The 25,871-nt window shown below is 38.6% G+C and carries 22 protein-coding genes; 15 read left to right on the forward strand and 7 right to left on the reverse strand.

The features are described from left to right. Positions 1-58: 58 nt before the first annotated feature. Entirely contained in the window at positions 59-991 is a 933-nt protein-coding gene (locus BUA11_RS03030) for an alpha/beta fold hydrolase (RefSeq protein WP_072758185.1), read from the reverse strand. A 190-nt stretch (positions 992-1,181) separates the two neighbouring features. Here BUA11_RS03030 and ppdK point away from each other — a divergent pair, with 190 nt between their 5' ends. The 7 genes from ppdK (at position 1,182) to BUA11_RS03065 (ending at position 8,507) form a co-directional block, all read left to right on the forward strand. Then, positions 1,182-3,827 carry a pyruvate, phosphate dikinase gene (ppdK, locus tag BUA11_RS03035; RefSeq protein WP_072758187.1) on the forward strand — a complete coding sequence of 882 codons (2,646 nt, stop codon included), beginning with the start codon at positions 1,182-1,184 and terminating at the stop codon, positions 3,825-3,827. Between the two features lie 76 nt (positions 3,828-3,903). Further along, a complete protein-coding gene (locus tag BUA11_RS03040) occupies positions 3,904-4,362 on the forward strand; it encodes a hypothetical protein (RefSeq protein ID WP_072758189.1) in 459 nt (152 codons plus the stop codon). A 22-nt stretch (positions 4,363-4,384) separates the two neighbouring features. Then, a complete protein-coding gene (gene glmU, locus BUA11_RS03045; RefSeq protein WP_072758191.1) occupies positions 4,385-5,743 on the forward strand; it encodes a bifunctional UDP-N-acetylglucosamine diphosphorylase/glucosamine-1-phosphate N-acetyltransferase GlmU in 1,359 nt (452 codons plus the stop codon). Then, entirely contained in the window at positions 5,724-6,671 is a 948-nt protein-coding gene (locus BUA11_RS03050) for a ribose-phosphate pyrophosphokinase (RefSeq protein ID WP_072758193.1), read from the forward strand. The genes glmU and BUA11_RS03050 overlap by 20 nt, the downstream gene beginning before the upstream one ends. Positions 6,672-6,728: 57 nt before the next feature. Further along, positions 6,729-7,385 carry a 50S ribosomal protein L25 gene (locus BUA11_RS03055; RefSeq protein ID WP_072758195.1) on the forward strand — a complete coding sequence of 219 codons (657 nt, stop codon included), beginning with the start codon at positions 6,729-6,731 and terminating at the stop codon, positions 7,383-7,385. 113 nt (positions 7,386-7,498) lie between these two features. Further along, the gene (gene pth, locus BUA11_RS03060) at positions 7,499-8,029 is read left to right on the forward strand and encodes an aminoacyl-tRNA hydrolase (RefSeq protein WP_072758326.1); all 531 of its coding nucleotides are present in this window, start codon (positions 7,499-7,501) and stop codon (positions 8,027-8,029) included. Positions 8,030-8,039: 10 nt separating this feature from the next. Next, positions 8,040-8,507: a UvrB/UvrC motif-containing protein gene (locus BUA11_RS03065; RefSeq protein WP_245789475.1), complete on the forward strand. Its 468-nt coding sequence runs from the start codon at positions 8,040-8,042 to the stop codon at positions 8,505-8,507. Positions 8,508-8,530: 23 nt separating this feature from the next. Here the strand turns inward: BUA11_RS03065 and BUA11_RS03070 are convergent, their stop codons facing one another. Further along, on the reverse strand, positions 8,531-9,259 hold the full coding sequence (locus BUA11_RS03070; protein WP_072758197.1) for a sulfite exporter TauE/SafE family protein: 729 nt from the start codon (positions 9,257-9,259) through the stop codon (positions 8,531-8,533). Continuing rightward, positions 9,259-10,278 carry a M42 family metallopeptidase gene (locus BUA11_RS03075; protein WP_072758199.1) on the reverse strand — a complete coding sequence of 340 codons (1,020 nt, stop codon included), beginning with the start codon at positions 10,276-10,278 and terminating at the stop codon, positions 9,259-9,261. The genes BUA11_RS03070 and BUA11_RS03075 overlap by 1 nt, the downstream gene beginning before the upstream one ends. A gap of 176 nt (positions 10,279-10,454) precedes the next feature. Between BUA11_RS03075 and BUA11_RS03080 the strand changes: the two genes are divergently transcribed. Next, positions 10,455-11,726 (forward strand): MFS transporter, encoded by a 1,272-nt coding sequence (locus tag BUA11_RS03080; RefSeq protein WP_072758201.1) that lies wholly within the window; start codon positions 10,455-10,457, stop codon positions 11,724-11,726. A 54-nt stretch (positions 11,727-11,780) separates the two neighbouring features. Then, on the forward strand, positions 11,781-12,521 hold the full coding sequence (locus BUA11_RS03085; RefSeq protein ID WP_072758331.1) for a ZIP family metal transporter: 741 nt from the start codon (positions 11,781-11,783) through the stop codon (positions 12,519-12,521). Positions 12,522-12,530: 9 nt separating this feature from the next. Here BUA11_RS03085 and BUA11_RS03090 read toward each other — a convergent pair whose 3' ends face one another. The 4 genes from BUA11_RS03090 to BUA11_RS03105 are packed head-to-tail and all read right to left on the reverse strand — an operon-like array spanning position 12,531 to position 17,263. Next, entirely contained in the window at positions 12,531-13,919 is a 1,389-nt protein-coding gene (locus BUA11_RS03090) for a GGDEF domain-containing response regulator (protein WP_072758203.1), read from the reverse strand. A 47-nt stretch (positions 13,920-13,966) separates the two neighbouring features. After that, complete coding sequence (locus BUA11_RS03095; RefSeq protein WP_072758205.1) at positions 13,967-15,115, reverse strand: NAD(P)/FAD-dependent oxidoreductase; 1,149 nt, start codon at positions 15,113-15,115, stop codon at positions 13,967-13,969. Next, complete coding sequence (locus BUA11_RS03100; protein WP_072758208.1) at positions 15,108-16,955, reverse strand: FAD-dependent oxidoreductase; 1,848 nt, start codon at positions 16,953-16,955, stop codon at positions 15,108-15,110. The genes BUA11_RS03095 and BUA11_RS03100 overlap by 8 nt, the downstream gene beginning before the upstream one ends. Further along, positions 16,949-17,263 carry a (2Fe-2S)-binding protein gene (locus BUA11_RS03105; RefSeq protein ID WP_072758210.1) on the reverse strand — a complete coding sequence of 105 codons (315 nt, stop codon included), beginning with the start codon at positions 17,261-17,263 and terminating at the stop codon, positions 16,949-16,951. Before BUA11_RS03105 ends, BUA11_RS03100 begins: the two co-directional genes overlap by 7 nt. Positions 17,264-17,473: 210 nt before the next feature. On the opposite strand from BUA11_RS03105, the gene BUA11_RS03110 reads away from it, so the two are divergent. From BUA11_RS03110 to BUA11_RS03135, 6 genes are all read left to right on the forward strand, one after another. Then, on the forward strand, positions 17,474-18,655 hold the full coding sequence (locus BUA11_RS03110) for a class I SAM-dependent rRNA methyltransferase (protein ID WP_072758212.1): 1,182 nt from the start codon (positions 17,474-17,476) through the stop codon (positions 18,653-18,655). 65 nt (positions 18,656-18,720) lie between these two features. Beyond that, on the forward strand, positions 18,721-20,625 hold the full coding sequence (locus tag BUA11_RS03115; RefSeq protein ID WP_245789477.1) for an outer membrane protein assembly factor BamB family protein: 1,905 nt from the start codon (positions 18,721-18,723) through the stop codon (positions 20,623-20,625). A 1-nt stretch (position 20,626) separates the two neighbouring features. Further along, positions 20,627-21,187 carry an NUDIX hydrolase gene (locus tag BUA11_RS03120; RefSeq protein WP_245789479.1) on the forward strand — a complete coding sequence of 187 codons (561 nt, stop codon included), beginning with the start codon at positions 20,627-20,629 and terminating at the stop codon, positions 21,185-21,187. Positions 21,188-21,207: 20 nt separating this feature from the next. Continuing rightward, positions 21,208-22,728: a YifB family Mg chelatase-like AAA ATPase gene (locus BUA11_RS03125; RefSeq protein ID WP_072758213.1), complete on the forward strand. Its 1,521-nt coding sequence runs from the start codon at positions 21,208-21,210 to the stop codon at positions 22,726-22,728. An 18-nt stretch (positions 22,729-22,746) separates the two neighbouring features. Continuing rightward, positions 22,747-24,225 (forward strand): carboxypeptidase M32, encoded by a 1,479-nt coding sequence (locus BUA11_RS03130; protein WP_072758214.1) that lies wholly within the window; start codon positions 22,747-22,749, stop codon positions 24,223-24,225. A gap of 171 nt (positions 24,226-24,396) precedes the next feature. After that, complete coding sequence (locus BUA11_RS03135; protein WP_072758215.1) at positions 24,397-25,752, forward strand: FAD-dependent oxidoreductase; 1,356 nt, start codon at positions 24,397-24,399, stop codon at positions 25,750-25,752. Positions 25,753-25,871: the final 119 nt, after the last annotated feature.

The raw sequence follows: 25,871 nt of genomic DNA on the forward strand, positions 1-25,871 counted from the left end.
TGCCTATCGTATAGCTTTAATACCATAGTTGCCGGTCCAAAGAACGGACCGGTATTTTTCATTCACTTTCGCGAAGAAATCTTCTTATCTCCAGAAGAACTTTTTCATTCCAGAGAGGTAAATGTCCCTCGCTTGGTATCAGAATGAATTTTGACTTTTTAATATGTTCTGACAAGTACTTCCCTATACTTGGTGGTGTGATGGTGTCGTTTTCACCATATATTATAAGTGTGGGAATGTTCAAATTACTTAAGTCTATTTCTATCTCTTCTTGTGCAATTTTGTCCTTAGAGAACTTAACGAGTACTTCCGCAGGCAGGAAATAATTTTGTGAGAAAATATAGTCAAAGTGTTCCATATTTTTCAAATCCTTTGTCTCACCGAGGAAATTTCTGTACACAAATTTCACAACAGGATAAGTCTTCAAACCTACGTTTAACAATAGCGTAAGCCTATCGAATGTTTCTTCATCTGATGGTACATTCGAATTAACGTTTATATTTTCATTTGATTGTCTAAAACTAAATGCAGAATCCACCAAGATAAGTCTTTCGACTCGACCAGGCTGGTTGATAGCCGTTAGTATTGACAAATAACCACCCATAGAATGACCAACAAGAGTGAATTGGTTTATATTTAATGATTCTATGAAAGATATAATTACTTTAACCAAGTTTCTATCTGAGTAATCAAAGGTTACGCTTTTTTCTGACAGACCAAACGGTGGAATATCTAATGCGACACACCGATATTCTTTGGATAGTTCTCCCATTAAAAAGTTCCAATCATATGATGAACCACCAAATCCATGTAAAAAGACTACTGTCTTCCCATTAACAGGACCGCTCTCTCTGTAAGATAAAGTCAGTCCTTCAATTCGAACTGTCCTAATTTCCTTAGAAAGCTGTTTATGTAGATTTCTTGTAGCTATGTCAGTTGTGATGAGAAATGCCAAAAGGCTTATTAGTATAGTTCGAAGAAGATTAGCCACTTTAAACACCTCTTTCAATAAGCACATATTTAGACAATGCTTACCTTATTCAATTATACTCCTGCTGGTATTTGCCTAAATTAACATAAAAGAAAAAAACAATTTATCAGAGAGTGTATACGAGAAATTAGAAAAGTATGGTAGAATTATACAGGTACTTTTCTAAAATTTTGATTTTGGAGGTGTGAAAATGAGTAAAAAGTGGGTTTATTTCTTTGCCGACGGCAAAGCCGAAGGAACCGCTCAAATGAAAGAGTTGCTTGGCGGTAAGGGTGCAAACCTTGCTGAAATGACAAACGCCGGTGTTCCAGTACCTCCTGGCTTTACTATCACAACTGAGGTTTGTAAGTATTACTACGACAACAACAGAACTTATCCACAAGATTTAGCAGAACAAGTCAACGCAGCAATTAAAGAGTTGGAAAAAGTTACAGGAAAAGGTTTTGGGGATCCGATAAAACCTCTTCTTGTATCAGTCAGGTCCGGTGCTGCAATTTCCATGCCAGGAATGATGGACACAATCCTCAACCTCGGTCTTAACGACGAGACAGTTAAGGGTCTTGTTGAAATGACCAACAATGAAAGATTCGCATACGACTCATACAGAAGGTTCTTACAGATGTTTGGTGATACTGCACTTGGCATTCCTCACTCTGATTTCGAAAATGCACTCTCTGAAATGAAAGCTAACAAAGGTGTAAAGCTCGATACAGACCTCGATGCAGAAGACCTTAAGAAGCTTGTCGAAATTTACAAGGAAATTTACAAGAAACATGGAAAAGAATTCCCACAAGATGTAAATAAACAGCTATGGGCAGCTATTGAGGCTGTTATTTGGTCATGGATGAGCGACAGGGCAATTAAGTACAGAGAAATTCACGGAATCAAGGAAGGACAACTTCTCGGAACAGCTGTTAACATCGTTGCCATGGTATTCGGTAACATGGGTGACGACAGCGGTACTGGTGTCTGCTTCACGAGAGATCCAAACACTGGAGAAAAGGTACACTATGGAGAGTTCTTGCCAAATGCGCAAGGTGAAGACGTTGTCGCAGGTATAAGGACACCATATCCTCTCGAAAAGATGAAGGAAATGATCCCACACGCGTATGATGAACTTATTGAAATAATGGATAGACTTGAAGCATATTTCAAAGATATGCAAGACATCGAATTCACAGTTGAAAGAGGAAAACTCTACATTCTCCAAACAAGAAATGCTAAGAGAACAAGCCAGGCAGCTATAAGAATCGCTGTTGATATGGTACACGAAGGGCTTATCGACAAGAAGACAGCAGTCCTTAGAGTACAGCCGTCAGACATTGAAAGAGTCCTCCATCCAAAATTCGATGAAAATGAAAGAAAGAATGCAAAAGTTATAGCAAAGGGACTTCCAGCGTCACCAGGTGCTGCAACAGGTAAGATTTACTTCGACGCACACAAGGCTGAGAAAATGGCTGAAGCAGGAGAAAAAGTGCTGCTTGTAAGACCTGAAACAAGCCCTGAAGATGTTGGCGGTATGAACGCAGCAGAAGGCATACTCACCGCACGTGGTGGTATGACATCGCACGCGGCAGTTGTCGCAAGAGGTCTTGGTAAGCCAGCGGTAGTTGGTGCAGAGAGCATATATGTTGACGAAGAAGAAGGCTTCCTTAAAGTTGGAGATTTTGTTGTCAAAGAAGGAGAATGGCTCTCAATCGATGGTACGACTGGTGAAGTTTTCCTCGGTAAAGTGACAACAGTCAAACCACGCGGTCTTGAAGGACCAGTTGCAGAACTGCTATCATGGGCAGACGAATTCAGAAAACTCGGCGTTAGGGCAAACGCAGACGTTCCAAGAGACGCAAAGGTTGCAAGGGAATTCGGAGCAGAGGGTATCGGTTTGTGCCGAACAGAACACATGTTCTTTGAAAAGGACAGAATACCAAAGGTCAGAAGAATGATCGTTGCGAGAACAGTTGAAGAAAGAGAAGCAGCACTTGCTGAACTTCTGCCACTCCAGAAAGAAGACTTCAAAGGCCTCTTCAGAGAAATGAAGGGTTACCCGGTTACAATAAGATTGATTGACCCACCACTCCACGAATTCTTGCCACACGAAGAAGAACAGATGGCGGAAGTTGCTGCTCAGATAGGTATAAGCGTAGAAGAACTTAAGAAAGTTGTTGAACAACTCCACGAGCTCAACCCAATGCTTGGGCACAGAGGCGTGCGACTTGTCATAACATATCCTGAGATAGCTGTTATGCAGACGAAAGCAATAATTCTTGCCGCAATAGAGCTCAAGAAAGAAGAAGGAATTGACGTTGTTCCAGAAATAATGATTCCTCTTGTAGGACACATTAACGAACTTAAATACATTAAAGATGTTGTAATAAAGACCGCTGATGAACTTATCAAACAACATGGCGTTGAACTTAAATACCTTGTCGGTACGATGATTGAGGTTCCAAGAGCGGCAGTTACAGCTGATCAGATTGCTCAAGAAGCTGACTTCTTCAGCTTTGGTACAAACGACCTTACACAGATGACCTTTGGATTCAGTAGAGATGACGTTGGTAAGTTCTTGCCAGAGTACCTTGCAAAAGGTATACTCGAAGATGACCCATTCAAACACGTTGATACACAAGGCGTTGGTCAGCTCGTTAAGATGGCTACAGAGAAAGGAAAAGAAGTCAAGGAAAAACTCAAATGTGGAGTTTGTGGTGAACACGGTGGAGATCCAAAATCCATCATGTTCTTTGCCACAACAAAACTCGACTATGTCAGCGCATCACCATACAGAATTCCAGTTGCAAGACTTGCAGCTGCACAAGCAAGCATCAAATACAGAAGCTAATAATTGTCTTTCTCTCGGGGCGCTTTTGCGCCCCATATATTTATTGCTGTGAAAAAGAATATGGAGCGTGGTTTGAATGGTTACCTTGATTTTCTCAATCATCTCATCCGTTCTGACTTTTTTCCTAACAAAGAACTACTTATCTTTTCTACTAATTCTACTTGGCGTATATTTCTTGATAAGAAAGAACGAACGAGCTGAATCACTTGCAGGTTTAAATATGCTGCTTATAAGTGCTATGGCACTCTTCGGGAAATTCAAATTTTACGACGACACGCAAATATTCCTAATTATAAGGGGTATATTCTTAATGTTTATTGGAACATTCTTAGTCATACTATATGACCTAATGAAGAAATGGTATTCTTTAATCCCAATGTTATTACTGACCGGAATGGGTATAGGTGCGATAGGATATCTGAGGTGGGGTATGAAAGGTTATTTCCTCGGACTTATTCTCATTCCGGTTATCATTCGTGAATATCACCTTCAGAAAAAGGCAACTGATGAGTTGAATAACATAAACAATAAATAAATTGGCAAAGAGGTGGGGTATAATGAAGGTTCTCATACTTGCCGCTGGTCTAGGAAAAAGAATGAAGTCTAAGTACCCAAAGGTTGTTCACAAAATCCTCGGAAAACCGATGATAAATTGGGTTATTGACCTTGGAAAGAGATTTGGTGAAGTCGGTGTTGTTGTTGGTCACAAAGCAGAAATCGTTAAAGGATACTTACCGATGGATGTGCGAACATATCTTCAAGAACATCAGCTTGGCACAGGACACGCAGTAATGTGTGCAAGGGAATTTATAGACGAAAATGATGATGTGTTAATTTTATACGGTGACGTGCCTCTTCTCAAGAGTGAAACGATAGAAAAGTTGAACGAAATACATAAGAGTAGAAATGCTGATGTTACTGTACTTTCATTTATCGCTGACGACCCAACTGGGTACGGTAGAATAATCAGACAGGATGGAAGGATAAGGATTGTTGAGCACAAAGATGCTTCGGAAAGCGAAAAAGAGATAAAAGAAGTAAACAGCGGCATATATATATTCAAAGGAAACTTTCTTTTAGCAAATTTGGATAGACTGAACAATAACAATGCACAGGGTGAATACTATCTAACTGATCTTGTAGGTTTGGCTCAAAATGCCGAGGCTTTAATCTTAGATGACCCAATCCAAGTTTCAGGCGTAAACGACAGAATCCAGCTCGCCCAGCTTGAAAGTATAGCAAAAGAGAGAATTCTCAACGAATTGATGCTCTCGGGTGTTACGATCGTTGATCCGCAATCGACGTTCATAAGTCCTGATGTAGTGATAGGTATGGACACTGTTGTCCATCCATTTACCATTATAGAAGGCAAGACAACAATAGGTGAAGATTGTGAAATAGGTCCATACACGAGAATTATCGATTCGGAAATAGGAAATAAAGTGAAAGTTATGAGATCCGAACTTGAAGGTGTGAAGATAGAAAACAACGTCTCGGTCGGGCCATTTGCCCGATTGAGAGAAGGAACTGTGCTTAAAGAAAATGTGAAGATAGGTAATTTCGTTGAAACGAAGAAATCCATAATCGGCAAGAATTCAAAGGCGCAACACCTGACATACCTCGGTGACGCAACTGTTGGAGAAGACGTAAATGTTGGGGCTGGTACAATAACTTGCAACTACGATGGATATAAAAAGTATCCGACACATATAAAGGATAAAGCGTTTATTGGTAGCAATTCATCACTCGTTGCGCCTGTCACAATTGGTTCAGGGGCAATCGTTGGTGCTGGATCTGTTATCACTGAGGATGTTCCTGACGATTCATTAGCACTTGGAAGAGCGAGACAGACAATCAAGGAAGGTTGGGCAAAACAAAAGAGGGAGGCTATGGAGAATGCAGATAACAAGAAATGAAATGAAAATTTTCTCAGGAAATGCGAACAGAGTCTTGGCTGAAAAGGTTGCAAGTTACATTGGAATGCGACTTGGCGATATTACCGTTGGCAAATTTGCAGACGGGGAAATAAACGTAAGAATAGAAGAAACGGTCCGCGGCCACGACGTCTTTGTTATTCAACCAACATGCCCTCCAGTTAATGAGAACTTAATGGAGTTACTCATTATGATAGATGCATTTAAACGAGCGTCAGCAAACAGCGTTGCAGTCGTAATGCCTTATTACGGGTACGCAAGGCAAGACAGGAAAGCCAAAGGACGAGACCCAATCACTGCTAAACTCGTAGCCAACCTTATTACCGTTGCCGGTGCAACAAGAATAATGACCGTTGACTTGCATGCAGAACAAGTTCAGGGGTTCTTTGACATACCAGTTGACAACTTGTGGAGCTTCCCAGTTTTTCTGGAAACTTTGAATAAGGACGGCTTACTTAACGAAGATGCCGTTATAGTTTCGCCAGATGTTGGTGGTGTGAAACGTGCCAGACAGATTGCTGAGAAAGTTGGTTTACCATTGGCGATATTGGATAAGAGAAGACCAAAAGATAACGTCGCAGAAATACTCAATATTATAGGTGATGTAAGTGGAAGAACTGCTATAATTGTCGACGACATCGTTGATACTGCAAGATCTCTTGTTGAAGGTGCGAACGCAATTAAGAATGCTGGTGCAAGTAGGGTTGTTGCTTGTATAACACATCCAGTGCTTTCTTCGGGTGCTGTTGAAAGAATAGAGAATTCGAGTATTGAAAAGATTTATATTAGTGATACAATATATCATCAGAGTCTTCCGAAAAAATTCTACATTGTTTCCGTTGCACCACTTCTTGGAGAGGCTATTATACGTGTAAGAAAGAATCTATCTGTAAGCATACTTTTTAAATGATGAAAAATAAAGAATAAAATAAAAACCTTAAAAAAAGAAAAAAAGGAGGTATTCGACATGGAGCACGTAGTTAACGCGCAGCTTAGGTCGGTAGTAGGAAAAAAGCGCGCAGTCAGAAGATTGAGAGCACAGGGCGTCATTCCAGCGATAGCCTACGGTCCTGGAGTTGAAAAACCATTGAACTTGACGCTCAAGAAGGCTGATTTTATGAAACTTTTTAAAGAAGTTTCCGAATCAACACCTCTCACACTTGTTGTGAATGACGAGAGCGGAAAAGAAGTATTGAAGCACATGGCATTCATTAAAATGGTACAGTACGACAAAGTAACTGATGAAGTTAAACATATCGACTTTTACATTCCAGAAGCTCACCACAAAATGAAAATCAACGTTCCAGTACACTTCATTGGCAAGGCTATTGGTGTTGAAAAAGGTGGAATACTGGAAGTTGTACACCACGAAGTTGTTGTTGAAGCACTCCCAGACAGAATTCCAGAAGTTATAGAAATCGATGTTGCTAACCTTGGCCTTGGTGAAAGTATAAGAGTAAAAGACGTAAAACTTCCGGAAGGCGTTAAAATTGATATGGAACCAGAAGATGTTCTTGTTACAGTAGTAGTTCCAAGAGGTCTTGAAGTTGAGGAAACAACAGCAACAACAGAAAGTGTAGAACCAGAAGTGCTGAAGAAAGGTAAGAAGGAAGAGGAAGAATAAGAATAAGAGAATTATACCCGAAGATTTTGAAATAAAAAAGACTGTAAAAAGTCCCCCGAATGGGGGACTTTTCTAACAAGGAAAACAAATTTGTGAGAGGTGCAGAAATTAAGATGATAATAATAGGACTTGGAAATCCGGGTGAAAAATACGAGAATACACGTCATAATGTCGGATTCATGGTACTCGATAAATTGTCTAAATCATGGAAAAGGGGACCCAACTATCTATATTCTGATATAAACATCTTTGGCGAAAAAGTAAGACTTGTGAAACCTACAACGTACATGAACTTAAGTGGAGAGGTCTTTAAATATTTACCGCATGATGATATAATTGTGGTGTATGACGACCTTGATCTACCACTTGGGAGGATAAGGATCAGAAAGAATGGTAGTGCTGGTGGACATAACGGTATTAAATCCATAATATCGTTTATTGGTCAAGATTTTCCGAGGATAAGAATAGGAATTGGACCAAAACCACAAGATGTTGATGCAGCTGACTACGTACTCTCAAATTTCAGCCAAGAAGAATTCGAAAAATTGGAAAAAGTTATGGAACTTACGATCGAAGCCATAAAAAGTATAATCTCTGAAGGTATAGATAAGGCTATGAATAAGTATAACTCTGCAACGGTATAGAGGCCAGAAGGTGATAGATGTTATGACTAATGAAAAAGACGTTAAGTGTACAAGGTGTGGAAGTAGAGCACAAATTTCACAGAAGGTATACGTAGATGGTACTTACAAGATAATATCTTACTGCAAGAAGTGTGTAAGTGAAATTTTCTCATTTGAAAGTGAGAAATTCACTCGAGCGGGGATTCAAACGATTGTCTCTCACAAAAAGCTCATGGAAGAATCCCCCGCGAAAAACAAGAAATTCGAATTTTCGTTAGAATTCCTTTATTCAGAGCAACCGAGTACAATCCAGCTAACTATGTTTCCAAGAGATGCTAACTTGTATGGAAAAATTGTATCTGATATAGAAGGCAGAAGGTTGACTTTACTTGAGCATAAATTAAGCAAAGCTATCAGAAAAGAAGATTATGAGAAAGCGAAAAAGCTCAAAAAAATGATAGATGAAATAAACAGAAAATTAAAGCAACAGCCCTGGTGATACTTCCGGGCTGTTGTTTTTAATCATAAAATATAGTTGAGAGCTGATAGAATCATCATTATTGCGACGACAATCCTTATTATTTTCTTTGTTACCATCATATTCAAATAAGAACCTATATATCCTCCAAAGAATGCCCCAATTCCTAAGATTAACCCCGGTAATAATTCAATCTTGCTCTTAAAAGAGAAAATAGCCAATGAGAACACAGTAAAAAGTAATGTTAGGAATATCTTTATTGCGTTAGCTTTCCTTATATCAAACCCCTCTAACATAGTTAGAGCGTATATCAAGAAAAAACCAACACCCGCTTGGATATATCCACCGTATATCCCTATAAGAAAGAATACAAGAAAACTAACAACCCTATTTGATTTAGATTTTCGCCCTTCTTCCCATATTTTCGGAGAAAACAAAACAAAATATGACATGATCAAAAATAGAATACCAACGCTTAATTTGACAACATTCTCTGGTAAACTCAGAACTGTCAAAGTTCCGCATATTGCTCCAAGAACAGTTGGAATTGAAACGAAAATAATATCATTTAGCCTAATCTCTTTTCTTCTAAAAAAACTCCAAGTAGCAGATATATTTTGTAGCAGTATTCCAATTCTATTTGTTCCATTGGCAACTGTTGTAGATAGTCCATAAAATCCTAGTACAGGAAGTGTAAGAAAAGATCCGCCACCTGCTAACACGTTGATGACACCTGCAAACAAGCCAGCGAGAAAAAGCAATAACTCGGCCATCAGTACACCTCCAAAAACTTCTTTAACAGTCGGATAAGATTCCACAAATCTGTTAAACTTATCATCTCAACCTGTGAATGCAAATATCTAACTGGGACGCTTAGCGCTATCATCGGCACACCTTTCTCAACGAACACACTTGCATCGTTTCCACCGCCCGTAGCACCGATTTGAATTGGAATACCGTTATCTTTTGCAATTGAGATCATATACCGAACATATTCAACATCAGAAATTGAGCTGTTGTCAAGAGCTCTAATGACTGGACCTTTACCAAGTTCAATGTGCCTGTTCTGTTTACTACAACATGCAAAAGAATCGACTGCGATTGCCACATCGGGAGAATAATTGGTTGCCAGTGCTTTTGCGCCTCTTAGTCCAACTTCTTCTTGAACGGTCCACGCAAAAACTACTTTTGATTTGTTAGAAAACCCTCTTGAACATTCAACTAACGTGTAACATCCAAATCTATCATCCAAACTCCTCATCGCGATGTAATCATTATTCAAGATAGCATAATGCTTTTTAAATACCGCATAGTCCATCACGTCGATACCTAATTTTAAAACTTCGTCTTTGCTTTTTGCACCAACATCAATTACCTTATCAAAGTTGACTCCGTCCGCTTTCAGATGTGGTGGCACTGCTCCAATCACACCGGGGATCACACCGCCTCTTGTTATAATCTCAACAAACGAGCCTTGAATTGCATCTTCGATAATTCCACCGACATTTCTCACTTCAAGTTTTCCATCTTCTCTTACACTTGTTATATAGAAACCTATCTCGTCCATATGTGCCATAATTAGTATCTCTTTATGATTTTCGGTTCCAAACTTTTCATAGAGTAAATTCCCAATCTTGTCTGTCTTTAACTGGCCGTTTTCTACTCTTAGTAATTTTGAGATCTCGTTTCTAACATTCTCCTCTCTCCCTGATACCCCGGGAACGCTACAAAGTGCGATTAAATCTTCCACATTCACATCTACTGAACTACCTGCTGAAAAGCTTGATAACATAACATCACTCCCCCCAATTCGAAATGAAAACCGCTTCTTATAAATAAAGTATATCATAAAACTTATTCGTAATGCTAAGTTATCCCGGATACAAATAAATTTTTTCTATTGACAAAAATTTTGGTATAGTATAAAATATTTTTGTCAAAAACCAAATAAAATGTGGAGGGATAGTTATGGGTGGTCGTGATGATATTTACAAGTATGAGAAAAGAAACCTTTCACTGATTATTAGCGGGAGGTTTGAATCGTTAATAGGCGCTGCGGCATTAATGGTTGCGATGCCACTGTATATACTTGATAAGACAGGTTCCGGTATGATGATGGGGATATTTACCCTTCTTGGTATTCTCCCCAGACTGATAATAACACCATTTGGTGGCGTTATCGGTGATAGGATAAACAGAAAGCATATAATGGTGATCCTTGATGAACTTCGCGGAATCTTGCTCTTAATAATGTACCTTCTTGCTTTGTCCAATAAACTCTCTATACCGTTGTTGTTATTCTTCAGAGCGGTTCTGTCTTTTTTTGATGGACTATTCGACGGACCAACAGGTGCTATGTTTGGTGATGTTGTTAGGAAAGAAAACTTGAAACGTGCTACATCACTGAATGCAATGGCTAATAGTGTAGCAAACATTATAGGTCCTATAGTAGGTTCAATGCTTTACGGGTATTACGGTTTTGCAAACGTTCTCATTCTCACGGGCTTGTTATACGTTTTCTCTGGAATTACCGAGTTGTTCATAATCTATAATCATTCTAGAAGAGAAGGCAAGTTGAACTTCTTAAAAGATTTAGTTGAAGGGATTAAATTTGTCAAGGATAATAATGGATTGAGATTTCTCTTTACGTTCGCAATTGTCATAAACTTTTTAATGTCTTCGCTTTTCAGTGTTGTCTGGCCATATTTATTAAGAACCGTTTGGAAATTTTCGTCTAACCAATTCGGTTCGTTCCAGGTTTTTGGAACGCTTGGAGCATTGGTTGGAAACATTGCCATAATGTTTTTCCTTCATAAATTTAGTTCAAAACTTCTGATTTCCTCTGGATTACTCATTCAACAAACAACAACGTTAATTTTCTCGTTTATGATAATGCCATTTTTCGGGTTTAACAATCCTCAGCTGTATATCATAAATTCCATAGGCGTCTTCATCTTCAGCTTCTTTAACGTACTTGTTAACATCCCAATAAACGCAAATCTGCAGTTGTTGGTTCCATCTGAGCTGCGTTCACGAGTTTTCTCGGTCCTGTCTTTCCTCGCAACTGGTAGTGTACCGATATCTTCCATGTTATACGGCTACTTAATAGATAGAATCAGTCCATTTTGGCTCTTTCTTGGTGTGAATATTATATCTACTGTTGTTGTTGTAATATTCTTACTCACAGCACCGAAAGAAGCTTATGAACCCGTTCCGCATGATTCAACAGCTGTTGTTTAATAAAAATATGTTATAATACTAAGTGAATTTACTGAAGCTAAAGGAGTGGTCGTTATCTCTGACTTTGTGCGTGGAGTGGTACTTAGTTCACTTGCTGGAATTACAACAGTTGTAGGGGCTATTCCTTTGCTAGTTTTTCATAAGCATTTTGGCGAAAAATTGATAGATGCACTATTAGGTATGGCTGCCGGAATAATGCTGGCTGCCAGTGCTTTTAGTCTAGCCGGTCCGGCGTTAGAAATTGGCGGAGGCATTAGATTCTCTGTTGGTTTCCTGCTTGGAGCATTATTAGTTGACCTTTTCGACAAATTTTCACCGCACGAACATTTTCTCAAAGGCCATGAAGGAGCTGAACTAAGAAGGTTGGCAAAAATATGGCTTTTTGTAATAGCCATAACTATTCATAATTTTCCAGAAGGAATGGCTGTTGGGATTAGTGGCTACACTCCCGAAGCGATAGACGTGGCCATTGCGATAGGTGCTCAGAATATTCCAGAAGGTGCAGCAACGATGGTTGCTTTGATGAACGCTGGGTATTCTGTAAGAACGTCGCTTCTTGTTACGCTTCTTACTGGTATTGTCGAAGTAATTGGTGGTATTTTCGGCGCTGGTTTGATATTGATAAGCCAAAAGCTTTTACCATACATGCTTGCCTTCGCCGCAGGTGCTATGGTTTTCGTTGTTAGCGATGAGGTCATACCAGAAACTCATTTGAGGGGCAATGAAAGGCTCTCGACATACTTTTTGATATTCGGTTTTTTAGTAATGTCTGTTCTTGATGTTTTATTAGGATAGAGTCGTTTATTAAAAAGTTGGGGAATTTTCCTTAGGCAGGAACATATAGCTCGCTCTGTCTTTTCCTGTTCGTTTTGATATGTACAACATCTCATCAGCAGCCTTTAGAACCTCTGTTGGGGATGAGTAGTATTCTGAGCTAACTACGCCACATGAAACAGTACAATTTCCATGCGAAAATTTTGTGCTGCGGACCGTGTCTAAGATGTCGTCAATCAATCGAACCACACTATCCGAATCTACTTTTGGTAGAACAGCACAGAATTCTTCCCCACCATACCTTCCAACGATACCATTCCCCTGAATCTTTTCTTTCAATATTTTACCTATTATTTTAAGTACCTCATCACCAACAATGTGACCAAACGTGTCGTTCACTCTCTTAAAATTGTCCACATCAAACATGGCGACATAGTATACAAAATTGGACCTTTTGGAAAGCTCGTGAGTCTCTTCTAAAAACCTAAGTAGTTCCTTCTTGTTGAACAATCCCGTTAGCCCGTCTATCGTTGATGCTACTCTTAATTCTCTAAAAAGATTCATTGTATTAAAAAGCAGTGCAAGACTTTCGTATGCTTCTGTTACTATCTTTGTAAGTGCTCTTGAGTCTGATGCTTTTGAAAATGAGATCAGCCCTATTTCGTTTTCATCATACTTTATTGGGAATGTTATAGCGTTATTTATTTTTAGTTCCTGACCATATCCACCTATGTATGACCAATCAGATGGCTGAATTGGCTTTTCAAAGTTTTTCACTAACTCATCGTGTAACGTCTTACGTGTTGTCTGAAACCCAAAATTATATATGCGTCCTTCGACGGGCGACAACAAAAGAACAGCAGAGGCAGAAAACTGAGCAAAGTTTTCAAACAAATTAACAAGTTTTCTAACCACATAAACTTCATCGCGTGCGAATTGAATTAAGGATAATATTTCTCTGTTCAAAACTTCGGATCTCATTTTCTGTTCTAAAACATCATATATGCTGCTTACGTAGAACTTTTCAGTACCTTTGTTTGCACAAAAGTTCATTTCTATGAAAGTTTCAATCTCTTTTTCGAGCTCATCCTTAGGAAGTAATTTTGAAAGAAATTTGTTGGCACCACTGTGTTCAGCCCAAAATTGATTGATTATATCATCAGAACCTGTTAGAACAACGATTCCTGCGTCTTTGAACGCAGGAATCGACCTAAGGTAAAGGCACATCTGTAATCCTGAAATACCAGGCATATTGTAATCAGTAATTATAATATCCGGAAAGTTTTTCAGTGCGAGCTCTATACCTTGCATAGCGTTTTCCGCAGTATATACCGCTTCGATTTGAAATTTTTCAAGAATGCTCTGCAAGACCAATCGCCAAAACTTACTGTCATCGACCACAAGAACTTTCTTACCCACTTAATATCCTCCCATGCATTGTCTATTAAGGTTGGAATTCAGCAATATTATACAACATTTTTCTCTTTTTCAACAACCATGTTTTCGAATCTTTTCAAACCGAGGTATGATATGTCGGTATGAAGTGTCTTACCAAACACTAGTAGCTCGGCAAGAGCCTCGCCAACTGCCGGTGCAACCATGAATCCGTGTCCAGAGTATCCTACAGCATAGTAATAACCTTTGACTTTCTCACTTTCACCGATTATTGGCTGTGCATCCGGGGACATGTTATACATTCCACTCCAATGTCTAATCAATCTAACGTTCTTTAGAAACGGGAAAATTCTTATCATTTTGCTGGTAAGTTCTTTCTCGAATTTGAATGTCACGTTGTAGTTTATGCCAGGTTTCTCATCTTTATCTCCTTGACCGAGTATGAATTGCCCATGTTGTGTCTGTCTCATGTAGAAATTGCCTGAAAAACTTATAGCCATCATTGGAAAGAAATTTTCAAGAGGTTCAGTAACCATTATCTGATGTCTGTAACTTTCCGTAGGAAGTTCAACACCAACCAGTTCAGATATTTCTCTCGACCAGGGACCCGAAGCGTTAACAACCACATCGCAAGAGAAATAACCCCTCGAAGTATTTATTCCTACCACCCGATCGTTTATAACATCTATATCTGTTACTTCTGTGTGTGTAAATATCGCACCTCCCATTTTTCTAATCGCTTGAGCATATCCAATTACTGCCTTGTGCGGATTTGCATGTCCATCTGTTTGGCAAAACGTTGCCAGCTTTAATCCCTCAATATTTATATAAGGATACCTCTTGCTCACTTCGCTTGGTGAGAGAATCTCAACATTCAGTCCTTCTTCTCTTTGCATCAAAACGTTGCGTTCGAATTGTGCAGCTTCATTCTCAGTATACGAAAGTACCAAATAACCACCTTGTGTATACTCAATATCCATCCCTACATCCTCTTTGAATCTTTCAAATAACTTAACACTCCTCATTGCGAGTCTTACATTTGGTCTTGTTGACCATTGTTGCCTAATACCACCTGCACACCTTCCTGTTGAACCTGAAGAAAGGTACGATTTCTCAAATATAGCAACTGAAGTCTTACCCAATTTACACAGAAAATACCCAAGAGCTGTTCCCGTTATTCCTCCGCCTATAATACACACATCATATTTTTTGTTACTCATTTTTGCCCACCTCCGACGAAAAATCATCTCTTGAATTATTACCAGCATTAGCTATAGCCTCAAATGGGATAGGCATTGTAGGTGGGCGATATGCGCCAAGTTGGATGTCAGAAATATTCATACCAGTCTTTTGGGAAAGGATTTGTAACGTAAGTGTTCGACAGGTCTTTCCTCCACACGGTCCCATTCCGATTCTTAATACACGTCTTAACTCCTCGTAATCCGTTACCCCCATATCGATTACTTGTTCAATATCCTTCCTTGTTATTTCTTCACATCTACAGACGAATTCTTCTGACTCTTTTACAAATTGGAAACTTCGAACTGCGTATTCAAGTCCTTTCGGCACTTCTAAAAAGATGATATGTGTTTTTCCTTTGTTGTTTACAGTCACGTTCTGAACTCTTCCTTGTGAAATGACTCTTCCTTCCTTGTCAAGCAAATCTACAACTTGATTTTTTTCTGGCATAGGTAGTAATTCGTATGGTATACCAATAATTGATGAGTTTTCCTTTTCCTGAATCAAGAATATTGCAAGCCCTGGACATTTCATAACACAGATGCCGCATCCTATGCATTTATCGTAGTCTATTTGTGGAATTCCGTTTATGTTCCCTCCAACGTTTATTGCACCGGTTGGACAAGATGTTTCACATGGGTTACACGGTATCGCCTCGGGACATTCTATAATCGCTCTCAATTTTCCAGCGGGTCCAATGTCCTCTTGAATTTCTTCCCTGTAACCACCCGATGGAAAGGTTATACCCATCCTTTTCAGACCTTCTCGTACTTTACTTGAAAATGGGCCTCTTCGAAATTCAACAAGTTCCTCTTTAAAATGATTTATCTTCTGACTTAAGTCTTTGCCTGTCAATTTCTGAGCGATATTATACCCTGCGATGTATCCCTCTATCATTGCAGTTGTTGCTTCTTCTATACCAGACAGATCACCAGCTACATAGACATTATCCATCGTTGTTTTCATGTCTTCATCTCGAACAGGTACATAACCTCCGAGTTCAGGAACGTATGAAAGTTTTGCACCTGTCTGTGCTACAAGTTCGACGTTGGGTTGAAGTCCAACAGCAAGGCATATTGCGTCAACAATATACTCCATTTCTGTTCCAATTATAGGCTTGAACTTTTCGTCAACTTGTGAGACAACTGCGCCTCGAACCTTATCATTTCCGACAGCCTCAATTATAGTATGCCTAAGAAGAATTGGTATTCCGAGTCTCTTCACTTTGTTTGCATGAACTGCGTAACCGCCGACTCGTGATGAAGCTTCCACAATTGCCTTCACTGTTGCACCAGCTTGAGCTAATTGATATGCAACTATAAGTCCGATATTTCCTGCGCCAACGATCAAGAATGATTGCCCTGGCAGAACTTTATACTGGTTCATCAATGTTTGAACAGCCCCTGCGCCATATACACCCGGAAGTGTGTTGTTTTTGAACAGCAGAAATTTTTCAGTTGCGCCAGTTGCTATCAATAAATAGTCTGCTGTATACTCATAAATGATGTTGTTCAATCTATCATACAAAACGATAACATCTTCATATATACCTGTAACTGTTGTTTGCTGCATTATTTCTACGCCGAGACTTCGCACTTTGTTCGTCAAGATTTTTCCTATCTCAAATCCTCGTGTTGATGCATAGAACCCCTCATGGCCAAAGAATTTATGAGTTTGCTTTGGTAACTGTCCACCGGGTTCTAATCCTTCATCAACTATCAGAACTTCCTTACCATTTCCAAGTGTTTCTGCAATAGCAATTGCTCCGGTCATTCCAGCAGGTCCTGAACCTACAATCAATGCTTTGACATGTTTTACCATTTTGGTTTCCCCCTTCCGACCTGCCGATTAACCTTCATTCCTTCCCTTACTGGTGTTATACAGGCCCTAACATTTGGAATGCCATCGACCTCTACCAAGCATGCTGAGCATTTACCAATTGCACAGAAAAAGCCTCTTGGATGACCATGCTCAGTGAATCCAAAAATATCAATCCCGTTTGCTATAAGTGCACTTGCGACAGTATCGGTTGTAAAGGCTTTAATCGGAGTGTTTTCAAAAAAGAACGTTACAAAACGTTCCTCGCCTCCTTTAATGATCTCAATCACAGGATGTGTTTTAACTCTCATTTGCAGCTGTTTCCCCCTTCCCCAGAAATACTGTATGGTGTTCAATAATAATTATAGAATATTGGCTCTGTTGAACCAAAACACGAAATTTGTTCGTTATCCAAAGCAATTTACCAGTACGGTTCAATACTTATGTTTTACTTTTCTTTATGTTATAATGTTCGTGTAAACAGGATTATAGATAAAATCCTTTAAAGAGGTGATATCTTTATGTACAAAGCGAAGGCGATTCTTAAGAAAGATATAAAAAGAAGAGTCTTATCTGGACATCCTTGGATATATGACAACGAGATCGAACGTATTGAGGGCGATTTCGACGATGGAGATGTCGTCGGTATATACACATTTGCAAATCAGTTCCTTGGAATTGGATATATAAACACGAAATCCAAGATAACAATTAGGATACTTTCAAGAAAACCTATGGAAATTGATCAAGAATTTGTCAAAGATAAAATTTTAGAGGCAATAAAAAACAGGTATAACCTCGCCAAAGAAAATGCGTTTCGTGTGGTCTTTGGCGAAGCTGACGGACTACCCGGATTAATCGTTGATAAGTTTGGGGAATATCTCTCTGTGCAGTTCAACACGCTTGGTATTAACAAACTTAGAAGCTATATTCTACAAACACTCGTTGAGATATTTAACCCTCTCGGAATTTTCGAGAGAACCGAGGGGAGTGCTGTAAGAAAAGAAGGACTCGAAGAGTTTAGCGGTTGGATTTACGGTTCAGGTCCTGAATTAATCCCTTTTGAAATTAACGATATCAAATTCCTCGCCGATACGAAGGGACAAAAGACAGGAGCATTCTTAGACCAAAGAGAAAATGCCAAGAAGCTTATGGAATTCGCAGAAGGAAAAAACTGTTTAGATTGTTTTTCATATACCGGCAACTTTGGAATGCATCTTCTCAAGGGTGGGGCCAAACATGTAACTTTTGTTGATTACTCAGAACGTGCCATTGATGTAGCAAAAGAGATAGCTAAAATGAACGGATTCGAAAACTGCGAATTTATCGTGGCAAATGTTTTTGATTTTCTTAAAAACCAGTATGAGAGTGCGAAAAAATATGACATCATAGTCTTAGATCCACCATCATTTGCAAAAAGCGCAACAAGTAGAGATGCAGCTTTCAAGGGATATAAGGAAATAAACTACAGAAGTATGAAGTTGATAAAAGATGGTGGTATATTAGCAACAGCTTCATGTACCCAGGTTGTTTCTCAGAGTGAATTTGAATCTATATTAGTCGATTCAGCTATCGATGCGAAAGTTATTTTGAGACTTTTGCACAGAGGTGGGCAACCAATTGACCATCCTCAGATTTACAATATCTTAGAAACGATGTATCTCAAATTTTTGATTCTGCAAGTTTCACTTCTTAACAAATAAGAGTTCTTGATATGGTATAATGAATTCTGAACCATGATATCAATAGAAAACAGGGGGTAATAGTGGTGTTTGTTAAGGGTGATTTGAGTTTTAAAAATGCAAGAGGCTTCGCTTACTTAATTTTCTTTACATATCTTTTCTTCCTATCTTTTTCTAACGTGTTTGCTGGTGCGCTTTTAGTCTCTGGGAATGGGATATATGATGAATCAGGAAACTTAATAAAGAGTTTGACAGTGAATGATTTGTTGTTTGATGGCACAGAGTATTATTATATACAAACCGATGGCATCTATACATTAGATGGGAAGACAAAGATAGATATTAAGAATGCTCAAAGAGTTGGGTTAAACTATGTTTTGGCAAATCTAAAGGTCTACAAGATTTCGAAAGGAAATGCGACAACTATAGGAACAGTTTCATCGAAAATGAAAAGCATCTACGTTCAAGACGATTACATAATTGGTATCGAGGGAAATCAGATAGTTTGCTATTTCCAAGACAAAATAGTCTGGTCTATATCAACTTCCGCTTCTTCTATCAAGGTGAGTGGTTCTTATTTAGCTGTCTTTGATTCACAAACTCAGCTTTTTAATATTTCAAATCCAAAGTACATAAAATTGGAAAGGGTATATCCTAAGTTCAAAGATTATGTGTTCTTTGATATCTATCACGTCTTTGCAGATGATTCCAAGATTTATTTCTACCGCGGCAACGCACGACTTAGCACAACTTTTCCCTACAAAGGAGCATTACTGACAGATGGAACGTTCCTGTACTCAGGAACGTTGGTGATTTCGTCAGAGTTAACGCAAAAGGAATTGAAATTCTCAGTCAAATCCTTAGTGCCAGTTCCTTCGAGTTCAGAAACTGATGAAGGAGAAAAACAAATAGTTCAAATTCCGAGTACACAGCAAACTACTATACAGACTACACCACAAACCACGACCAATAAAGAGACTGAAACATCTGAAAAAAATTATCCATCTCAAGAAAAGCCTTCAGAACCTGAACCAACGATTGTTAAACCAACAGTAACACAACCAGTTCAGAAAACCCCGAAGCTCTATGAGCTCGTGTGGAAGGTAGTGCTAAGCGATGATGTCTTTGGAAAGCCTGCCGTTAAGGATAACGTTGCCTATGTACCTACTTTGAAAGGAAATCTCTTATCAATATCGAACGGAAAGATAAATTGGACTTACAAGGCATCTTTTGTAGTCGTTGGGCATGTAACGGTTGGAGAACATATATATCTTGCCTCATGGGATGACAACATTTACGCTGTTGACGAAAAGGGAAGTTTAAAGTGGAAATTAGCGCTTGATGGCGATATTTCACAAGGACCCGCATGGGATGGGTATTATTTGTATGTTGTTACGGATAATGGCACAGTCTATGTTTTAAAAGACAATATAAGAAATGCTTCCATAGTTTCATCATATAGAACAGCTTCATACCCAGTAGTTCCACCGTCTGTGTCACTGTCAGGAAAAATATTTGTAGTAGATGGTGTAGGTAACTTATGGCGAGATAAATCTGTTCAATCTTTTGTAGGGAAAGTAAAGAATCTGCCGGTAGTTTCTGAAACTCCGTATATCAGCCAGCAACTCGGATTCACCCTATATGATGATATGGGCGTTAGTTACGAATTTGTTCCTATGGTAAAAGAAACACAGATTCTCAGAGGAAAATCAGTATTCATGACCATAAACGAAGAGGTAACAGATGCGGTCGTAAGTAAAGAAAAGCTTTACATAATGACTTCATCTGGCAAGTTGCTTATTATAGACAAAAGTACAAAAAAGACCCTCTTTTCTGATACAGTTCCTAACGGCAAGTACATAAGTCTGAGCAATGGGTATCTTTACGCATTCGGAAAAGAAGTAAGAAGCTACTATGTTAACGATACACCTGCCGGTTTCTGGAACAGTTTATTTGCAAATCCATTGAACTGGAATTCTGGAGTTAAATAATGTGGGTGAGACTTTGAGATTCCTCGGCGAGTTTTCTTATTATGCTGTGGCTGTACCAGTTTATAGAGATAGTTTTCTGTTCGAAGTAAGGGCAGAAAATATATCTCAACCACTTGAGGTATCTTTCCCAGGAGGAAGAATAGAAGAATACGAAACACCAAAAGATGCCGCTTTGAGAGAACTAAGAGAAGAACTTGGTATCACGAATTGTAAACTAATACGTGACTTAGAGCCTTTAATAACACCTTTTAATACTGTTATATTTCCATTTTTGGTCTCATTAGAAATTGATGAATTAAAAATCAATCATGAAGAAGTCAAGGAGACTTTTTTTGCACCTATCGACAATTTTGGAGAACCATATGCTGTAGGTTATGTAGATGTGGATTTGAGACCAAGAGAAGATTTTCCATTTTCTCTTATACTTTATGGTGAAGATTATCCTTGGAAGAAAGGGATTTATAAGGTACTTTTTTATAAATACAATAATTATGTAATATGGGGGCTTACAGCACGTATAGCTCAAAGAGCTTACGAAGTCTTGAGAAAATCTGAAATTTGATTCTTCGGGGGGATAGGGGTATGTATTTTAGCACCAAGTCGGCGGTGATAGTTGGTATAAGCCCTTTGCTCGTGACAGTCGAGGTTGATATAAATTCAAGGAGTGTCAAGCGAGATATAAACATAGTTGGATTGCCAGATGCAGCGGTTAAAGAGAGTAAGCAAAGAATTCTCAGCGCGTTTAAAAACTCGAACATCTTGATTCCTGATGGATTAATAACTGTTAATCTTGCGCCAAGCGATGTCAAAAAAGAGGGAACCTACCTTGATTTAGCAATCGCTTTAGCGATACTTGGTGCGAATAAATATATTCCTACGCTCGATATGATTGTTCTTGGAGAACTTGGACTTGAGGGAAATATCAGAAAAGTTAAAGGCGTCCTTCCTATTCTGTTAGAATTCAGCCAGCCTGACACAACATTCATAATACCTTATGACAACATTCCTGAAGCATCAGCAACAAAAAGTAAGTTTCTTGCGTTTAAAAACTTATACGATACTGTCGTTTCACTCCGCAATGGGAATTACCAGCCTCCGCAGCACTCCATTCCAAGTATTGAGAAATCACAATCTGAAGTCGATTTTTCAGACATAAGGGGCCACATAATGCCAAAGAGAGCACTTGAAGTGGCGGCAGCTGGTGGGCATAATGTCTTGATGGTTGGACCTCCGGGAACTGGCAAAACTATGTTTGCAAGAAGATTTTCAACAATATTACCCCCGCTAAGTGAACAAGAAAAGATAGAAATATCGAAGATTTACAGTGCAGTGGGTTTACTCGATTCCAAACTAATTGAAGAACGTCCTTTTAGAAGCCCACACCACACCTCTAGCGCAGTAGCCATAATTGGTGGTGGAACAAACGTTAAACCTGGGGAAGTAACGTTAGCTCACAACGGGGTACTTTTTTTGGATGAACTACCAGAATTTCGCAGGGATGTCTTAGAAGCACTTAGAGAACCTCTTGAAGATGGTGTTGTTACAGTTTCAAGATCAAAAGCAACTCACGTTTTTCCAGCCAGTTTTCAGTTCATCGCCGCTATGAACCCTTGTCCCTGTGGTCATTATGGTGACAAAGAAGTAGCTTGTAAGTGTTCTCCATACGAAATCAGAAGATATTGGAAAAACATATCAGGTCCTATTCTTGATAGAATAGATATACAAATTCAAATACCGCGAATAACATTTGAAGAAATGCGAGGTAAAACAAATATTGCTGCAGAATCAAGTGAAACTATACGGGAACGTGTTATTAAGGCACGCGAAATTCAAAACACAAGGTATAAGGATGAAAGAATAAAGCTTAACGCAAAGCTAACCCATAAAATGGTTGAAAAGTACATAATCCTCGAAGAAAACGCCGAAGAATTTCTGAAAGAATATTCCAAGAAATTTAGATTGTCTGGAAGAGCGATAGATAAGATACTTAAAGTCGCGCGAACGATTGCTGATCTTAACAACAGTGAACGGATTGATAAATTAGCTATAAGTGAAGCTGTGCAATATCGACTCAACAATATGGAATTAGAGTTTATATTATAAGACAAAGGGGGATTTTGAATGTCAAAAGTTGAAGAACTTAAAACATACTATCGCAAAGCCGAGATGTTTGAAAGTGCCGTTTCACTCATGTACTGGGATATGAGAACTTACATGCCACCTGATGCCGCACAATATCGTGCCAAAGCTTTCTCAGATATAAGTACATACGTGTTTAAACTTCTCATATCTGATGAATTAGAAAAACTTCTTGAAGAATCGGTGCCGAGCAATGATATTGAAGAGAAGATAATAAAGTTAGGTAAGAAAGAATATTATAGATATAAAAAGATACCGCCTGAGATGTTTGAAGAAATGATGCAACTAAGTACACTCTTAGAACACAGATGGGAAACAGAAAAGTTTACAGGCAATTACCAAGAACTCTATCCACTCTTTCAAAAATTGGTAGATTTGAACAAGAAATATGCAGAACTTCTTGGATATGAGACAGAACCATATGATGCGCTACTTGATCTTTACGAACCAGGAGTAAAAGCGAAAGAAATAGAAAAAGTATTTTCTGAAATAAAGATCTTTATCCAAGATGTTCTGAAGAAAATAGAATCTGCCGAGAAATTCGAAGATCCGTTCAACAGAACATTTGAAATAGAAAAACAAAAAGTGTTCAACCATTGGTTGTTGCAATACTTAGGATACGATTTTAAAAAGGGACGTCTCGATGTCTCAACTCATCCATTTACCAATCCCGTTGGGCTTAACGACGTTAGAATAACAACCAGGTACTTTGAAGAGGACATAAAAAACTCAATATACTCTACGATACACGAATTTGGTCATGCACTTTATTCACTTTCGATTCCTGAAGAGTTCTATGGATTGCCAATTGGCGCAAGTGCATCTTACGGTTTTGACGAAAGTCAATCACGATTTTGGGAAAACATAGTCGGTAGGAGTCTATCATTCTGGAAAAGTGTTTATGATAAATTCACTGAAATATTCCCGGAAATGAAGACATATACACCTGAAGACTTGTGGAGAGGTGCAAATAACGTTAGAAGATCCTATATTAGAACGGAAGCCGATGAAGTAACCTACAATCTGCACATAATACTCAGGTTCGAAATTGAGAGGGACCTAATAAATGGTAAAATCTTTGCAAAGGACATTCCAGAAATATGGAATGAGAGATTTGAAAATTACTTTGGTTTGAAAGTGCCAAGCAACACATTCGGATGTATGCAAGATCCACACTGGTTTGGCGGTTCGTTTGGATATTTCCCAACTTATGCACTCGGAAACTTCTATTCAGCGCAGATTTACGAAAAAATGAAGGAAGAAATAGAGTTTGAAAGTGTCGTGGAAGAAGGTAGATTTGATGTCATAGCCAAATTTTTGAAGGAAAGTGTCCATTCGAAGGGTAGGCTATACGAACCAATGGAATTAATCCATATTGTTACTGGTAAGCCCTTTAGCGCGTCTCCTTTCATTGATTATATAGGAGACAAGTATTCAAAGATCTATAATATTCAAATTTAGCGCTTCTAAAATTCCTTTGTCGAACAAAATCAAAAAAGCTCGGTAAATGCCGAGCTTTTTTATTAAAAACAAAATTACTTGACAACTATAAATAGACTTAGTATAATCTAAGTAGTAAGTGATATAAATCACTTGAAAAATGCAGAAAAGAACTATGGGAGGTTGAATTGTATGAAAGTAATCGTGATAGGATGCACACATGCAGGAACTGCTTTTATTACGACAGCAAAGAAACTGTACGGTGATAATGTGAAAATAACCACATATGAAAGGAATGACACGGTGTCGTTTCTTTCATGTGGAATTGCTCTCCACATTGGTGGTGTTGTTAAAGATCCAATGAAGCTCTTTTACTCATCTCCAAAAACACTCTCCGATTTAGGAGCAGAGATGAAAATGAGACATGAGGTTTTCGGTGTTAATTTTGATGAAAAGTATGTAATAGCAAAGAATTTAGAGACTGGCGAAACGTTCAAAGACCATTTTGACAAACTAGTTATCACTTCAGGCTCATGGCCAATTGTTCCTGATGTACCTGGAAAAGATTTACAAGGCATACTTCTTTCGAAGAACTTTTACCATGCAAAGGATATAGCCAATAACTCAAAGAACGCTCAGAAGATAGTTGTTATAGGTGCTGGCTATATAGGCGTTGAACTGGCTGAAGCTTTTAAACATAGAGGAAAGGAAGTAGTACTTATCGATATTGCAGACAGAATTCTGTCAAGATATTTGGACAAGGAATTCACTGAACTTCTTGAGAATGAAATGACAGAAAATGGTGTAAAACTTGCCTTGGGTGAAACCGTCGTGAGATTCGAAGGAGAAAATGGTTGTGTAAAGAAGGTAGTAACGAATAAATCAGTCTATGAAGCTGACATGGTAGTTTTAGCAACAGGATTCAGACCGAATACGGATATTTTTAGAGATAAACTCAAAACTCTGCCCGGTGGCGCTTTGATTGTTGATGAATATTTACACACCTCTAACCAAGATGCCTATGCTGCGGGCGACAGTGCAGCAGTATGGTACAATCCTACAGACTCTTACGAGTATATTCCATTAGCAACGAATGCCGTTAGGATGGGAACAATCATAGCGTATAACCTATTTGAGGACAGGATAAGATATCCTGGAACTCAAGGTACATCAGGTGTTAAAGTGTTCTCTTACAACGTAGCGACATCTGGTATAAACGAGTTGCTCGCCCAGCAAAAAGGGATTGACTATGACGTCATATATGCAATTGAAAACAACAGACCAGAATTCATGCCTGACTATGAACCGGTTTACGTAAAATTAGTTTATAGAAAAGATGATGGAACCATTGTCGGAGGTCAAGTTATGTCAAGGGCGGACGTAACTGAGAGTGCGAATACACTTTCTGTCGCTATTCAAAATAAATACAAAATAAAGGACTTAGCTTTTGCCGATTTCTTCTTCCAGCCGTACTTCAATAAACCATGGAATTTCCTTAATACCGTTGCCCTTAAGGCTTTAGAAAAGATGGATAAATCAAATAAGTAATTTATAGTATCTTCTTCAAAACAGACCAGCCACTGCGAAATATAGCGTTTGTGGCTGGTTTTTCATTTTAAAAAGATCACATCTGATGATAACAAATTCTGAATAGGTGTTGTATAATA

Origin of the sequence: Fervidobacterium gondwanense DSM 13020, from assembly GCF_900143265.1 — a bacterium.
Classification (GTDB): domain Bacteria; phylum Thermotogota; class Thermotogae; order Thermotogales; family Fervidobacteriaceae; genus Fervidobacterium; species Fervidobacterium gondwanense.

Excerpts from the sequence above, each read along its gene's own strand:
- glmU (WP_072758191.1), top strand. The coding sequence starts at position 4,385 with ATGAAGGTTCTCATACTTGCCGCTGGTCTAGGAAAAAGAATGAAGTCT.
- BUA11_RS03040 (WP_072758189.1), top strand. The coding sequence starts at position 3,904 with ATGGTTACCTTGATTTTCTCAATCATCTCATCCGTTCTGACTTTTTTC.
- BUA11_RS03080 (WP_072758201.1), top strand. The coding sequence starts at position 10,455 with ATGGGTGGTCGTGATGATATTTACAAGTATGAGAAAAGAAACCTTTCA.
- pth (WP_072758326.1), top strand. The coding sequence starts at position 7,499 with ATGATAATAATAGGACTTGGAAATCCGGGTGAAAAATACGAGAATACA.
- BUA11_RS03075 (WP_072758199.1), bottom strand. The coding sequence starts at position 10,278 with ATGTTATCAAGCTTTTCAGCAGGTAGTTCAGTAGATGTGAATGTGGAA.
- BUA11_RS03110 (WP_072758212.1), top strand. The coding sequence starts at position 17,474 with ATGTACAAAGCGAAGGCGATTCTTAAGAAAGATATAAAAAGAAGAGTC.
- BUA11_RS03095 (WP_072758205.1), bottom strand. The coding sequence starts at position 15,115 with ATGAGTAACAAAAAATATGATGTGTGTATTATAGGCGGAGGAATAACG.
- BUA11_RS03135 (WP_072758215.1), top strand. The coding sequence starts at position 24,397 with ATGAAAGTAATCGTGATAGGATGCACACATGCAGGAACTGCTTTTATT.
- BUA11_RS03100 (WP_072758208.1), bottom strand. The coding sequence starts at position 16,955 with ATGGTAAAACATGTCAAAGCATTGATTGTAGGTTCAGGACCTGCTGGA.
- BUA11_RS03050 (WP_072758193.1), top strand. The coding sequence starts at position 5,724 with ATGCAGATAACAAGAAATGAAATGAAAATTTTCTCAGGAAATGCGAAC.
- BUA11_RS03055 (WP_072758195.1), top strand. The coding sequence starts at position 6,729 with ATGGAGCACGTAGTTAACGCGCAGCTTAGGTCGGTAGTAGGAAAAAAG.
- ppdK (WP_072758187.1), top strand. The coding sequence starts at position 1,182 with ATGAGTAAAAAGTGGGTTTATTTCTTTGCCGACGGCAAAGCCGAAGGA.
- BUA11_RS03070 (WP_072758197.1), bottom strand. The coding sequence starts at position 9,259 with ATGGCCGAGTTATTGCTTTTTCTCGCTGGCTTGTTTGCAGGTGTCATC.
- BUA11_RS03130 (WP_072758214.1), top strand. The coding sequence starts at position 22,747 with ATGTCAAAAGTTGAAGAACTTAAAACATACTATCGCAAAGCCGAGATG.
- BUA11_RS03105 (WP_072758210.1), bottom strand. The coding sequence starts at position 17,263 with ATGAGAGTTAAAACACATCCTGTGATTGAGATCATTAAAGGAGGCGAG.
- BUA11_RS03125 (WP_072758213.1), top strand. The coding sequence starts at position 21,208 with ATGTATTTTAGCACCAAGTCGGCGGTGATAGTTGGTATAAGCCCTTTG.